Below are 13037 nucleotides of genomic sequence, written 5' to 3' on the forward strand. Positions count from 1 at the left end.
TATGAAACAAAGAATATCTATTATATGTACCATATTAATGATGGTACTTCTGGTGGTCGGCTGTGGTCCTACGCAGACGGGGACTACGGGCACCACACATCAAGTTACGGATGGTACAGGGGTAGCCGTTACGGTGCCTAACGAGCCGAAGCGCATCGTTCCCGTCGCTGCGAGCACAGAGGATATCGTGTTATCTTTGGTTGATCCGAGCCGAGTGGCAGCTGTTGGCACGGTACCTAACAATGTGCCTGACGAGTCTGCCAAGGTTGAGAAACATGTGAAAGCAACTGCTGAATCCATGCTATCTGTACAACCTGATTTAGTGTTAGTTCCAAACTGGATGTCTCCAGATGCGATTGGGGAAATGCGAAATATGCAAATTCCTGTTTACGTCTATAAGACTCCGACTACGGTAGAGGAAGCAAAAGCAGTTATCCATGAAATTGCTGGACTTTTACATGCTTCTGATGAAAAGATGATTGCTAGTATGGATGCAGATTTGAAAACTGTCGAAGAATTAGCAAATAAACATACCGGTGAACGCCCTGTAGTGGCATTTTATACGCAATTTGGTTTAACCGGCGGCAAGGGATCAACCTTTGATGATATGACTAAATATCTGAAGGTTACCAATGCGGCGGCTCAATTAGGCTTAGGACCTTTTGATAATGGAACGCGAGAGGATTTAATTAAAGCGAATCCGGATATTATTATCATCCCATCGGTGGCTTATACTTCTGATGGTACTACGCCAGCAACGGCAGAACAACTCTATTCTGATCCTGCTTTGCAAGGGGTTAAGGCCATCGCCAATCGCCGTGTGTTCTTCGTAGATTCATCGCAGGTCATGACTTATTCCCAATTTATGACCCGCGCAATGGTTTCTATGGCACAAAATATATATAGCAAGTAATTTAGTGTGTGTGGAGGTTTTTATGAAAGTATCAAGAATGCAACGATTATCCCTATACGTAGGGTTAGCCCTCGTATTTGGTAGCACTTTGAGTGCTCCTAATGTATTAGCTGTTGAAGCTGGTGATGCGAAAGAAGCGCATACCATTGTTGTTACCGCAACTCGTAGTGAACAACAACTTTCAGAAGTGCCAGCTAGTGTAGGCGTAGTAACAGGTGACGATATTCGTGAGCGCCATGCTACGAATATGAACGAAGCCTTGAACATCGTACCGGGCGTAGATATTAATACGTATGGTGGTGGCGTAGGTTACACGAACTCCAATGCATTCCGCATCAATGGGTCTGACCAAGTATTGTATTTGGTAGATGGCATCAATATGGGCGCAGCAGGTGTGAATCCGCCGATGACTATTTTGAAAGATATGTCTAGCATTGACCGCATTGAAGTCCAACGTGGTGCAGGCTCTACATTGTATGGTTCCGGTGCCATCGGTGGTGTAGTAAACGTAATCACTGCAAAACCTGAGCAAGGGGTACAAACTAAACTTCGTGTGATGGGAGGCAGCAATGATTTAGAACAATACGCTATTACAAACGAAGGTAGCAAAAAAGATTGGTACTGGCGTGTAGGCGTACAAAAAGATATCATTGGCTCCTACAAAGATGGTCATGGCGTGCGCATTCCTCAACATGGCAACAGCCATACTGCATCCTTCATGGTGGGCAATACAATCAATGATAAGAACGATGTAAAAATATCTTACGACACATATCGTGGTGATGTAATGTACTCCGACCATTTGGGTGCCCTTAATCACATTCGTTATGGTAATGAAGCAAATGACTCCTTACGCGCTATTTGGAACAACAAAATCAGCAATCGTTGGAGCCATCAATTATACTTGATGAACAATCACTACAAAACAACATACGATGGGTACTTAACAGATGTGAAGACTCGTGGTATCGGCGATCAAGTTACGTATAAAGCAAAAGACCATACCGTTGTAGGCGGCTTCGACTGGCGTCAAGATAAAGTGGTTAACATGGGTGGCGTGAAGCTTACGAATGCGTCTTACTTCATTCAAGATGAATGGAAATTCGCTCCTAAGTGGACTGTAACGCCTGGTATCCGTGTAGACCATCATTCTGCTTTCGGTACACATACATCTCCATCCATCAGCCTTGGCTATGATGTAAATGAGAAGACAAATGTGTATGCTGCGTATAAAGAGTACTTCTTGGCACCTACACCATACCAATTATTTGATGGTTTCAATGGCAACCGCAACTTGAAACCTGAAACAGGTCATGAATTTGATTTAGGTGTACACCATAAATTCGGTAAAACTTGGAATGGTAATCTCAGCTTCTTTAGCCGTAGTACAAAGGATAAGATCGGTTGGGTTATGACTGATCCGGCAAACTTCACAGGTCAATATCGCAATTTTGACACTGAAAAAGCTCGTGGCATCAATGCGGATGTGCGTAAACAATTGACTAATCACTTGTCCGCACGTCTTGGCTATACGTATACTCATATCGATGCAACACCAACTCGCAAAGCAAACCGTGATGGATATGTACCAAAACATGCTGTTAACGCAGGCCTTGATTACAACGATGCTAAATGGGATGCTCATTTGGATATTCGTGGTATTATCAATCGTCCTGGTACAGCAGATAATGTATTTCCACGTAAAACATACTGGTTGGCTGATATCAGCGCTAACTATCGGGTACGCGAAAATGTTACTGTATTTGGTCGTATCAATAATATCTTTGATACATACTATGCGGAACAATCTAGCGTTCGTTGGGGTAACCCTGGTGACTGGTGGCCAGGTCAAGGTCGCAACTTCCGTCTAGGTGTAGAAGTGACTATCTAATAGATATAACTACTGCAATGGCTAATAGATATAACTACTGTAATCGTTCGATTATAAAGCTATACTAATAATTGACAATTACATCATAGTTATTTGTATAGCTTCAAAATGTAATCTATATCATGGTGAAAGAGCCTCTTATGGGGCTCTTTCATTTTTATTATAATTTTTGATGATATATTGAGACCGCACTAAGCACCATGAGAGTTATTTTCAATAACCGATAAATTAGGTATAGGTAAATAAGTATATGTTATAAAACTATAGATTTTCTATAGTAAAAGCTCTATAATATTATGTATCTATCTATAGGTATTCATAGTTTATGTTTTGTGATGTACACATATATTTGCTTGTATAGTAAATGTTTTGTTACTTTCACAGTTATCAAAACCTTCCCATGGAGAAGGTTGATTTTTAGAGGAGTTGGATCGAAATGAAACAACCAGAATTATCGCCGTATATGATGGCTCGCAAGCCGTCTGGCATTCGCCTAGGACAAATTAAATTCTTGGAACGTAAGAACCCACCTATCTTGGTGAATGGTTCTATTGGCAATGTAATGCGTCCTATGCATCCCGCCATGCAGCGTAGGTTGTTTGATTTGGGTGGTGTTAATAGTCCGTTCCACAATGGCATTGTGCCATACGTACCAACTACGGGCACTGATGAATGCCGTGAAGCATTTCTACATATTTTGCGCAGTCAAGGTTTTGATACAACAGGCCTCGATGTACTCGTAACAGACGGTGCATCCATGGCGATGGAAATCATCATGCTCGGCGTATGTGGTGGTGCAGGCGAAGAGGAACGCCCTCTCTTGATGTTCAACCCTTCTTATACAAACTATGATGCAGTAGGTCTTCGCATAGGCCGTAAAACGGTTACTGTAGAGCGGGAGCTTAATGAAAATGGTGAGTTTGAATTGCCGTCCGTAGAGACTGTAGAGAAGCGCATTATCGACACAAAACCTGGTGCGTTGCTCATCATTCCTTATGACAATCCGACTGGTCAATTGTTTAGCAAAGAAACGCTCATTGAATATACAAAATTGTGCGTTAAACATAATTTGTGGATTATCTCTGACGAAGCGTACCGCGAATTGGCTTATGAAAAGGGGAAAGAAACATCTAGTATTTGGGCTTTAACCGATAAAGATGTGCCTGGCATCGAAGGCCGCCGTATTAGCCTTGAAACAGCTAGTAAGGTTTGGAATGCGTGTGGCCTTCGCATTGGAGCTATCATTACGGATAATAAATTATGTTATGAAAAATCTGTTGCGGAATATACGGCAAACCTCAGCGCTAATACATTGGGCCAATATATCTTTGGCGCATTGAAACATGAGTCCTACGCGCAATTGCACAACTGGTATGAGCAACAACGCGACTACTATCGTCAAATGATCTTTGAACTCCACAAAGGTTTTAAAGAGGCAGAACCGGACTTTATCGTGTCTCGCCCTGAAGCGTCTATTTACTTTGTAATCGACGTGAGAAAGGTTGCAAAACCTGGCTTTGATGGTGTAGAATTTGCTTCTTGGTGTGCCGAACACGGTGCAGTAAGCCTTGATGATGGCAAGGAATATACACTCCTCATGGCGCCGCTCAATGGCTTCTATAGCGGTAAAAATGGCGATAATAACCCTGGTAAAACACAATTGCGTGTGTCTTTCTGTGAAAACCCAGATTTATTGCGCTTGGCTCCTGAATTATTATCTAAACTATTCAGAGCTTACGAAGCACAACGAAATGTATAAAAGTAAAGAGTGCCCTCCCAAATGGGAAGGCACTCTTTTTAAGTTATGAGCTGTATATATACTATAAGTGGTATAGTATCACATAAAAAAGAGCTATAATTTTGAATATTATAGCTCTTTTCGTTTTTCCCTAGATATGGTAAGTAGGGAAGGGCTTTTATTTACTTTCTTTATCATGCTGCGGTCCCTTAGTACGTATTTCGACTGCCAGTTGCTCGCTAGGTATGGAGCTTTCATCAATTGATGGATATGAAGTGTCTTCTAAGATAACCGTTTCTAATAATTTGTCAATTTCGTCAGACTGTATGGATACTTCTTTGTTGTACCATTCGCCAAATTCGTGAATAACCTCTTCGTTGCGACGGAAATAGGTATATTGGTCGATTTTACGCGATTCTACAAGTTCAGCATTCTCTAAGATGCTCATAAATGTAGAAATAGAAGATTGCGATACACCGCAGCGCTTTTGTATACTCTTAACGCTTACACTATATGGAAAGTCGATAAGCGTATTAGCGTGTACTTGTACACCGAATTCTTTCTCTGGGTGTTTTAGCCACAATATAATATCTAACCGATGCGGATTGGATAATGCTTTCAAGATTTTTAACGGGTCCATAGGGCCTCCTCTTAATTAAAAAATAACGAGTTCCCAACCTTGACCGTGGACTTGCATTATGCGGTCGTATTATACGCGTCTTGCTCCGTATAGGGTTTTTGCTACTTTTATCATACGCTACTTTCACCGTGAAAGCTAGACTTACTTATAAATTTCACGAATTGATGAATTTTATTGCACTTATTTAGAAGGGAAAGTATACATTAGTATTAATATATAATGAGTATATATACAACCTGTAGAGACTTTTATAATATATTCCTGAAAAATATAGAATATATTCATCTTTCTGTGATAATTTTTAAAGGTATTTTGGTTCTAAATAGAGAAATATATATACTATATGAACTTATGTAAGTCTAAGCTTTCATTTAAAGGAGCTGAGTATATGGCAATTGATCGCAATGAAACATTTGATGTTATCGTTGTTGGCGCAGGGCCAGCGGGTTCTGCGGCAGCATTACGCCTTGCGGAGCAGAGGGTAAAAGTTTTACTTATCGAACGTGGGACCGCACCAGGTGCTAAAAATATGATGGGTGGACGCATCTATACACATTCTTTGGAGCGTCTTGTACCGGACTTTAGAGACCGTGCGCCGTTGGAACGAAAGGTAACAAAAGAGCGCATTTCTATTGGTACAGGTAATGAAATGACCACCATCGAGTATAGTTACGAAGATGGTGAACCTAATGAAGAATCCTACGTAGTATTGCGTGCTAAATTTGATAAATGGCTAGCAGAAGAGGCAGAGAAAAAAGGGGCTCTCCTCGTATCTAATGTACAGGTAACAGAGCTTATTACCGAAGGTGAAGGAAAACATCGCCGCGTAATAGGGGTTCGTTGTCACGATGATGAAGTATATGCAAAACTAGTTGTTATCGCAGAAGGTTCTAATACATTATTATTGGAACAGGCTGGTCTTACAGGCCCTACAGATCCAAGAACAATGGCTGTAGGGGTAAAAGAGGTATATAAACTCAAAAAAGAGGATCTTGAAAATCGCCTTATGCTATCTGGCGATGAGGGGATGGCGTGGCTTACATTGGGCGATATGACCGATGGCCTATTAGGTGGTGGATTTATTTATACGAATAAAGATAGCCTTTCTGTAGGTATGGTTGTAGGCCTTGAAGATATCGGCAAAGCTACTAAATCGGTAGATGATATGCTGTTAGCTTTCACAAGCCATCCAAGAATCGCACCACTATTAAAAAATGGACAATTGAAGGAGCATAGTGCGCATCTCGTGCCAGAAGGCGGGTTCAAAGCGCTGCCTAAGTTGGGCGGTAATGGGTATGTTATCGTTGGTGATGCGGCGCGCATGTGTATGAACTTGGGGTATACCATTCGTGGGATGGACCTTGCCATCGAATCTGGCATGTGTGCAGCCGATGCGGTTAACGTAGCCTTGCGCGATGAAAATATGGAACGCGTTGCTAAATTGTATGAACGTCAAATCAAGAATTCTTGGCTATATAAGGACATGAAGCTTTATAAAAATATGCCTGCCTTCCTCGCATCCAACCCTCGTATATTCAAAGAGTATCCAGCTCTTGTGAATAATGTGATGCGCGATGTATTCACTGTAAACGGTGATGGGGCAGTACCAATGATGAAAAAATTGATGAGTAGTGTAAGTGATGTAGGTTTAGTTACCTTGATTCGTGATGCTTGGAAAGGGGTGCGTTCCCTATGAAATTAGAAGAGCGCTTGGGCGCCAATAAATACTATGTAGATGAAACGTCTCCTCATATCATTGTGGATGGCGCTGGCTTTGATCTGGAAGAGAAAATGAAACTCGTAAATGGCTGTCCTGCTGGTTTATATACATTACAAGAGAATGGCGATTTAGCCTTTGATTTCGCTGGTTGCCTTGAATGCGGTACCTGCCGTGTTCTCTGTGGCGAAACCATCGTAAAAACTTGGAAATATCCGCGTAACGCTAAGGGCGTAGAATTTAGACAGGGGTGAGTGTATGGAGTTATTAGTATGTATCAAACAGGTTCCAGATACATCTGAGATTAAGCTGGATCCAGAAACGAATAATCTCATCCGCACAGGTCTGCCTAGTATTGTAAACCCTTATGATATGCATGCGTTAGAGGCAGCTCTTGCGGTAAAAGATCAATATGAAGATAGCCGTGTAACCGTTGTCACTATGGGGCCTCCTCAAGCCGAGGCGGCACTTCGCGAGTGTTTATCCCTCGGTGCGGATGATGCGGTGCTCATTACAGACCGTGCTTTTGGCGGTGCAGACACATTGGCGACAAGCTATACAATTGCCTCAGCCATTCGTCATATTCAACGTACCATGAATCGTGAATTCCAAATCATTTTCTGCGGCAAGCAGGCTATCGATGGTGATACGGCTCAGGTAGGGCCTCAAATTGCTGAGGAATTGGGCATGGCGCAAGCTACCTATGCTTGTGAATTATCCGTAGATCAAGCAGCCCAAAAAGCGATTGTAAAACGAGAACATGAAAATGGTTACGAAATTGTGGAAGTTCCATTACCTTTATTGGTAACGGCTACGGCTGAACTCAATGAACCTCGCCAACCCGGTCTTTGGAGCTCGATTTACGCTAAACGGTATACGATTACACATATTACATTGCGAGATATGCCGCATATTGATGAAAGCCGTATTGGTCTCAATGGCTCTCCTACACGTGTGCGCAAGGTATACCAACCACCGCTTCGAGGCAAGGTAGAAATGCTTTCATCCGTGGATGAAGGGGCTAAGAAAATTCTTGAATTGGCTTATAATATCAAGCCAGAAAAGTTTTCTCATCTATTAGTGCCTAGCGAAGAACTGGTTGAAGAGCCTGTAGATACCAATGATGAGGGCGTAGATGTAAAAGATCCTGTGCAGCGGGCTGCCACAGTTGAAAGTGTATCCTCCAGTGAGTTTAAGGTTTTAGCAGCTGTTAAAGGTGAAGAAGGTTCCAAAGGAGGTGATCGATAATGGGAGTGACAAATTTTGATGAATATAGAGACGTCTTTGTCGTAGCAGATACCATCGATGACGTAGTGCATCCGGTTACGTACGAACTTATCGGTCAAGCTCGCCGTATTGCCAAGGAATTGGGTCAACTCGTTCAAGTTATGCTGCTTGGTGAGAATGTTCAATCCGAGGCGGAGGAACTTGTAGCACATGGTGCCGATATTGTTCACGTTTTTGAAAGCCCTCTTTTGAAATACTATACAACGGACGGCTATACAAAGGTTTTGACGGACTTCTTTGAAGATCATAAGCCTAATATTCTTTTGATTGGTGCAACAAATAATGGTCGTGACCTAGCACCTCGTATGTCTGGTCGCATGAAAAACGGCGTCGTAGCTGACTGTACCATTTTGACAGTAGATACTGAGGAAGGCCTTGTAGAATGGACACGCCCTGCCTTGGGGGGAAATATTTTAGCTGAAATTATTTCCCCAAATCATCGCCCACAAATGGGTTCTGTCCGTCCTAATGTATTTAAAAAGCCTGAACGCATTGCAGATAGTTGGGGACGCATTCAAATTGAAGCATTTGACCTTAAACCTGAAGATATTCGTATGAAGCGTCTTGACTTCATTCCGTTCAGCAAAGCTGGGTACAACATTCAAGAAGCGGATATCATCGTAGCCGGTGGTCGTGGCATGGGTTCCAAAGAAAACTTTGATAAGCTTTACGAACTTGCCGATGCTATCGGCGGCGTTGTAGGTGCTACACGTCCTCTCGTTGAAAAAGGTTGGATTGAATTGCCATACCAAGTAGGCCAAACAGGTAAAACTGTAAGCCCTAAACTATACTTGGCATTCGGTATCTCCGGTGCTATTCAACACGTGAGCGGTATCTCTGGGGCTGACACAATCGTGGCTATCAACAACGATCCAAATGCAGAAATCTTCCAACACGCTAACTATGGGATAGTGGGGGATTGCATGGAAGTTTTAAATGATATGTTGGCGCATTTGAAATAAAAGATGTGCATAAAGTGGCATTAGAATTGTAATACAATAAGGAAAGAGGATACCCTTCCCGAAAGCCTCCAAAGCGAGCTAAGTCGGTTTCAGAAAGGGTATCCTCTTTTTATTATCATATTCCTTAATCCATATGCCACTTTATGTGTTCTTTTAAATACCACCTGCGCCGACATATCATTTTAGAGAGAAGGGAAATGCGCCCAAGGCGGCTTCGAATAGGTATCCCTATTTGGCTTACTGCTGCTGTAGAGCTCAAATATTAGTGTATTATAAACAAATGCTCCGACATATTATTTATACAAAGGGAAAGTCGCTTCCAGAACGGTAATCCTTTTTCATTTCTATGCGTTTTACCTTAAAATGCGTCAATATGTCATTTTGGGGAGTAGGAGAGTGTGGTACGCGTAGTAGCCTAGAGTCCATTACGTATTAAAGTGGTATAATTAGGATATAGATATAGTTCGGATTGATAAGGAGGTTTTTATGGCTCGTAATGTTTTTGTTACTGGTGCAACGTCTGGTATTGGTCTTTGTATTGCTGAGGCGTATGCAAAGTATGGTGATAATGTTTTGATTTCCGGCCGCCGTGCTGAGGTGTTGGCTGAGGTACAGGCTCGTTTGTCTAAGGAATACGGCGTGCGCGTTGAGACGTTGGTTCTTGATGTGCGTAGTCGTGAGGATGTTGAAAGCAAGGTTCCAGCAGCAATTGAGGCTTTTGGTGGCGTTGATGTCCTCGTAAATAACGCAGGTCTTGCGCAAGGTTTAGATCCTTTCCAAGATAGTGCTGTCGATGATGCGGTGACCATGATCGATACGAATGTGAAAGGTCTTTTATATGTAACAAAAGCCGTACTACCTTATATGATCGATAAAAATGCAGGTCATATTGTGAATATGGGCTCTACCGCTGGTATTTATGCATATCCAGGTGGTGCTGTTTACTGTGCTACAAAGGCGGCCGTTAAGACGTTGAGCGACGGTATTCGCATGGATACGATTGCAACGGATATTAAGGTCACAACCATTCAACCGGGCATCGTAGAGACTCCATTTAGTGAAGTTCGCTTTCACGGTGATGCGGAAAGAGCTAAAGCTGTCTATGCAGGCATTGATGCGATCCAACCTGAGGATGTGGCGGATGTTGTGCTATATGTAACAAACCAACCTAAACGCTTGCAAATTTCTGATGTCACAATCATGGCGAACCAACAAGCAGCTGGGTTTATGGTGCATAAGAAATAAGACATCCTATGATTTAATGTGAAGCTGAGTAAAGGTCTCGTATGTTAACTAAGGAGGCAAAGCAAGTGCAATAAAGCCGGATACTCTTATTTATAAAGGAAAGGCAAAAAAATGAAAAAATATATCGTTATTACAGGAGCAAGTTCAGGCATAGGAGCAGCTACGGCAAAAGCTTTTGCACGTCGTGGAGAAAATTTAATCGTTATTGCACGGAGAGCAGAATTATTAGAAAATTTGAAAGACGAGATTGCTAACATTTCGCCTGATTCGGACGTTATTGTAAAACCTTGTGATCTCTCGCGTAGCGAAAATGTTTTAGCACTTTGGGATGACCTTAAAAGCTATGAGTTAAAGGCTCTTATCAATAATGCAGGCTTTGGCGATTTTGGATTCATGGGGAATCATGATATTCAAAAAATGGTAAAAATGATAGATTTAAATGTAACTGCACTTGCGATACTTTCTAGTTTATTCGTGCGAGATTATAAATGTAAACAAACACAGTTGATAAATGTTTCCTCCGTGGGTGGCTATTTTTTAGCGCCCGGCGTAGTACCGTATTGTGGAACAAAATTTTTTGTAAGTGCTTTCACAGAGGGCTTGTATCATGAGCTTGTACAGGATACGGATGCTAACATGCAGGCTAAAATCTTAGCGCCTGCGGCTACTAAAAGCGAGTTTTGTGATGTAGCTTCAGGTAAAAATGGATTTGATTACGATGCTTCATTTGAAAAGTATCATAGCAGTGAACAGACTGCAGACTTTTTGCTTACCCTTTATGATAGCGATGCATGTGTTGGCGAGGTGGATTTGACTAGCTTCGAGTTTAAGCTCAGCGGGCCAAAATTTAATTACCTAGCTACTGCCAAATAGTAGATAGGAATGGATTATATATAGAAATAGATACTTCTTGTTAGCGTCTCACTATCCATTTGGAATATAGATTTGTATAGTAGCTAATATAGAACTCAAGGCTTTATATAAGAAATAACTACTTGAAATTCCCTATCATTTAGGATATAATTATAAAAAAGTTTTGATAAAGAATATTTTATAAAATGTATTTTTATATTATAATATTCTTAATACATGTGTTGTGTTTGTACAGATGTATTTGTAAGAGAGCGGAGATTATATTAATGTTGAAGAAATTTGTATTGATGGCAGTTGCTTGTGCATGTGTAGGTTCTTATACTGTTGTTGGTGCTCAAGGTACTCTTGATGTAAAACCAGATCAACCTAAATCTGTGGTAGCTCAACAAGAAGCGCCAACGGTTGGTATGCCAAGTCCGTTTCATGAGTTTTCTACTGTAGATGAAGCGGCTAAATATATGAACATTACACCTCAAATGCCTAAGGTATTACCTGTAGGTTACAATATTGAATCTGTAAGTACTATTGATAAGGATGTATTGCAAGTGGTTTATGTTTACCAAGCTGGTGAAGATGCTACTCGTAATCAAGCTGCAGGCAAACGCATCGTCCATCGTATAGCCAATGAAATAAAAGAAGATATCAGCGGCGATTATAACGATTTTCGTGTAACAGCTAATGAAAAAGTAAACGGCACAAAGGTTGTTTTCAAAGGCGGTAATAAAATGGTATATCTCATAGGTTGGACAAAAGACGGACAAACTCATGGGATGTATTTTGAACGGCCTGTAACTCGTGACATGGCTAAAGCCATCGTTGCTAATACAGTAGCTCCAAAACAGCATACAAAATAATATAAAAGTCCAGGCCTAATGGGATAGGCATGCGAGCTGTAGTGAAGCACTCGCATGGACACTGTAAGGGTTTTATATGGAACGGCTCCTCATATGAGGGGCCGTTTTTATTGGTATGCAAAACTTTCATAATGTGAAGGAATTTAATGTACCTTAGATTGCATGTCAATGAAATTTAATCTAGTAGGGTCTCTTTAATCAACTTTCATAATCCTCCTTTACCATAAAAGAAATCATATATTTTCTTTCAGAAAGAGGGGTTAATTATGACAGCAGTAAAGCATGAATGGCGTAAGCACGAAAAGGATTTGTATTGTCCGAAGCAGCAGGCGGTGCAGGTTACGGTGCCGAGCATGAAGTTCCTCGTGCTAGATGGCGTGGGAAATCCTAATCATGCGGCTTTTGCCGATGATATCGAGGCTTTATATTCGTTGTCCTACGGGATAAAGATGTTGCCGAAAAAAGGCGTGACGCCGGATGGATACTTTGATTACACCGTGTATCCGTTGGAGGCACTCTGGAAGCAGATTGAGCATACGAAGCAGTTTGACAAGAATAATCTGCAATACCGGGTGATGATCAGACAACCGGATTTTGTGACGTCTGAAGTGTTGGAGGCGGCGATTGTTAATGTGTCTAAGAAAAAATCGTTGCCTCGATTTAAGGATGTGCGTCTTGAATCAATAGAGGATGGAGATTGCGTACAGATATTGCACGTCGGATCTTATGATGACGAGCCGGAATCATTTATGAAAGTAGATGATTTCTGCGCTGCTCATAATTTGCAACGTGCTAACAACGAGTGGCATCGGGAAATCTATTTGTCCGATGCGCGAAAGGTGGAGCCCGCAAAATTGAAAACCGTGTTGCGTGTGCAAGTGAAAAAGGGATAATTATAGAGCGTCATAATAAACTTA

General features: G+C 41.6%; 12 protein-coding genes. 11 read left to right on the plus strand and 1 reads right to left on the minus strand.

Annotated elements, in window-relative coordinates; all coding sequences use genetic code 11:
• Position 1: 1 nt before the first annotated feature.
• The 3 genes from E7L28_RS08545 to E7L28_RS08555 all read left to right on the plus strand — a co-directional run bounded on the left by E7L28_RS08545 (position 2) and on the right by E7L28_RS08555 (position 4563).
• Positions 2 to 913: an ABC transporter substrate-binding protein gene (locus E7L28_RS08545; protein WP_004697851.1), complete on the plus strand. Its 912-nt coding sequence runs from the start codon at positions 2 to 4 to the stop codon at positions 911 to 913.
• A 22-nt stretch (positions 914 to 935) separates the two neighbouring features.
• Positions 936 to 2804, plus strand: coding sequence for a TonB-dependent receptor plug domain-containing protein (locus tag E7L28_RS08550; protein ID WP_316069157.1), 1869 nt, complete (start codon positions 936 to 938; stop codon positions 2802 to 2804).
• Positions 2805 to 3240: 436 nt separating this feature from the next.
• On the plus strand, positions 3241 to 4563 hold the full coding sequence (locus E7L28_RS08555; RefSeq protein WP_118091141.1) for a pyridoxal phosphate-dependent aminotransferase: 1323 nt from the start codon (positions 3241 to 3243) through the stop codon (positions 4561 to 4563).
• A gap of 157 nt (positions 4564 to 4720) precedes the next feature.
• On the opposite strand, the gene E7L28_RS08560 is transcribed toward E7L28_RS08555, so the two are convergent.
• Entirely contained in the window at positions 4721 to 5182 is a 462-nt protein-coding gene (locus E7L28_RS08560; RefSeq protein WP_316711595.1) for an ArsR/SmtB family transcription factor, read from the minus strand.
• 388 nt (positions 5183 to 5570) lie between these two features.
• Between E7L28_RS08560 and E7L28_RS08565 the strand changes: the two genes are divergently transcribed.
• The 8 genes from E7L28_RS08565 (at position 5571) to E7L28_RS08600 (ending at position 13013) form a co-directional block, all read left to right on the plus strand.
• Positions 5571 to 6878, plus strand: a complete 1308-nt coding sequence (locus E7L28_RS08565; protein WP_278470884.1) for an FAD-dependent oxidoreductase — start codon at positions 5571 to 5573, stop codon at positions 6876 to 6878.
• Positions 6875 to 7153, plus strand: a complete 279-nt coding sequence (locus tag E7L28_RS08570; RefSeq protein ID WP_278470881.1) for a ferredoxin family protein — start codon at positions 6875 to 6877, stop codon at positions 7151 to 7153. The genes E7L28_RS08565 and E7L28_RS08570 overlap by 4 nt, the downstream gene beginning before the upstream one ends.
• A gap of 4 nt (positions 7154 to 7157) precedes the next feature.
• Positions 7158 to 8147 carry an electron transfer flavoprotein subunit beta/FixA family protein gene (locus E7L28_RS08575; RefSeq protein WP_316711597.1) on the plus strand — a complete coding sequence of 330 codons (990 nt, stop codon included), beginning with the start codon at positions 7158 to 7160 and terminating at the stop codon, positions 8145 to 8147.
• Positions 8147 to 9148: an electron transfer flavoprotein subunit alpha/FixB family protein gene (locus E7L28_RS08580; protein WP_316711598.1), complete on the plus strand. Its 1002-nt coding sequence runs from the start codon at positions 8147 to 8149 to the stop codon at positions 9146 to 9148. The genes E7L28_RS08575 and E7L28_RS08580 overlap by 1 nt, the downstream gene beginning before the upstream one ends.
• A 486-nt stretch (positions 9149 to 9634) precedes the next feature.
• A complete protein-coding gene (locus tag E7L28_RS08585) occupies positions 9635 to 10393 on the plus strand; it encodes an SDR family NAD(P)-dependent oxidoreductase (RefSeq protein WP_316069162.1) in 759 nt (252 codons plus the stop codon).
• A 111-nt stretch (positions 10394 to 10504) separates the two neighbouring features.
• Positions 10505 to 11266 carry an SDR family NAD(P)-dependent oxidoreductase gene (locus E7L28_RS08590; protein ID WP_287509894.1) on the plus strand — a complete coding sequence of 254 codons (762 nt, stop codon included), beginning with the start codon at positions 10505 to 10507 and terminating at the stop codon, positions 11264 to 11266.
• Between the two features lie 266 nt (positions 11267 to 11532).
• Complete coding sequence (locus E7L28_RS08595) at positions 11533 to 12120, plus strand: hypothetical protein (RefSeq protein WP_316711599.1); 588 nt, start codon at positions 11533 to 11535, stop codon at positions 12118 to 12120.
• A 266-nt stretch (positions 12121 to 12386) separates the two neighbouring features.
• Entirely contained in the window at positions 12387 to 13013 is a 627-nt protein-coding gene (locus E7L28_RS08600; RefSeq protein ID WP_316692003.1) for a GyrI-like domain-containing protein, read from the plus strand.
• The last annotated feature ends 24 nt before the right edge of the window (positions 13014 to 13037 follow it).

Source organism: Veillonella parvula, assembly GCF_032575955.1.
GTDB classification, from domain to species: Bacteria; Bacillota; Negativicutes; order Veillonellales; family Veillonellaceae; genus Veillonella; species Veillonella parvula_J.

Coding starts and splice junctions, on each gene's coding strand:
- E7L28_RS08545 (WP_004697851.1), top strand. CDS start 2: ATGAAACAAAGAATATCTATTATATGTACCATATTAATGATGGTACTT.
- E7L28_RS08550 (WP_316069157.1), top strand. CDS start 936: ATGAAAGTATCAAGAATGCAACGATTATCCCTATACGTAGGGTTAGCC.
- E7L28_RS08555 (WP_118091141.1), top strand. CDS start 3,241: ATGAAACAACCAGAATTATCGCCGTATATGATGGCTCGCAAGCCGTCT.
- E7L28_RS08560 (WP_316711595.1), bottom strand. CDS start 5,182: ATGGACCCGTTAAAAATCTTGAAAGCATTATCCAATCCGCATCGGTTA.
- E7L28_RS08565 (WP_278470884.1), top strand. CDS start 5,571: ATGGCAATTGATCGCAATGAAACATTTGATGTTATCGTTGTTGGCGCA.
- E7L28_RS08570 (WP_278470881.1), top strand. CDS start 6,875: ATGAAATTAGAAGAGCGCTTGGGCGCCAATAAATACTATGTAGATGAA.
- E7L28_RS08575 (WP_316711597.1), top strand. CDS start 7,158: ATGGAGTTATTAGTATGTATCAAACAGGTTCCAGATACATCTGAGATT.
- E7L28_RS08580 (WP_316711598.1), top strand. CDS start 8,147: ATGGGAGTGACAAATTTTGATGAATATAGAGACGTCTTTGTCGTAGCA.
- E7L28_RS08585 (WP_316069162.1), top strand. CDS start 9,635: ATGGCTCGTAATGTTTTTGTTACTGGTGCAACGTCTGGTATTGGTCTT.
- E7L28_RS08590 (WP_287509894.1), top strand. CDS start 10,505: ATGAAAAAATATATCGTTATTACAGGAGCAAGTTCAGGCATAGGAGCA.
- E7L28_RS08595 (WP_316711599.1), top strand. CDS start 11,533: ATGTTGAAGAAATTTGTATTGATGGCAGTTGCTTGTGCATGTGTAGGT.
- E7L28_RS08600 (WP_316692003.1), top strand. CDS start 12,387: ATGACAGCAGTAAAGCATGAATGGCGTAAGCACGAAAAGGATTTGTAT.